This window comes from Oleiphilus sp. HI0061, assembly GCF_001635675.1.
Genome location: NZ_LWFE01001488.1, coordinates 1 through 534, shown reverse-complemented (window position 1 = coordinate 534; position 534 = coordinate 1). Strand labels below are relative to the sequence as shown.

2 protein-coding genes are annotated in these 534 nt (G+C 40.8%); both read left to right on the top strand.

Going from position 1 to position 534, the window contains the following annotated elements; genetic code table 11:
• Nucleotides 1-392 (top strand): hypothetical protein (locus tag A3735_RS23205; RefSeq protein ID WP_231882632.1); only part of this gene is annotated, 392 nt, incomplete at its 5' end.
• Nucleotides 361-534 (top strand): DUF6160 family protein (locus tag A3735_RS32675; protein WP_369820553.1); only part of this gene is annotated, 174 nt, incomplete at its 3' end. The genes A3735_RS23205 and A3735_RS32675, both read left to right, overlap by 32 nt.

The following is a 534-nucleotide window of genomic DNA, read 5'->3' as shown; positions in this document are numbered from 1 at the left end:
GTGAGCAAATTAATCAAGGTTGCTCATCTAGCATTAAAATGTCCAACTTCCAAATGGAGTTGGCTTTAGGTCACACGTTCCAGCCCTTATACATCGGGGTAGATGGATCTAGCAATCTACCAACAAGCGGTGGGCTTACTCTTCAAATAGCGAAAATTACACATCCATATATGGATAAGATTAATGTTGTTGATGGTTCATACGATTTAGCTGACCCGGATGCTGTCGCAGCGCATGACTTTTTTCACGATTATTATACGAATGGTGAGTATCGTAGCAATATCATTGTCGGTGATTTAGACATTGGTGGTACAAGTTTAGGCGAGCAGCGAATTGAAGGGATATTGGTCCAGTATATGGATGTTAAATTTCGGGACTTGGATCCTAACTAGAGGCTTATTTATGTTGTTTCGGGTACTAATTTTTATGCTTACTGCCGGGCTCGCTAATGCAGAGATGTCAAGTATTGATGACTCAGATCTATCAGAGGTGACAGGGCAAAGTGGTGTTTATTTAACAGGTGAAGTTTCAATC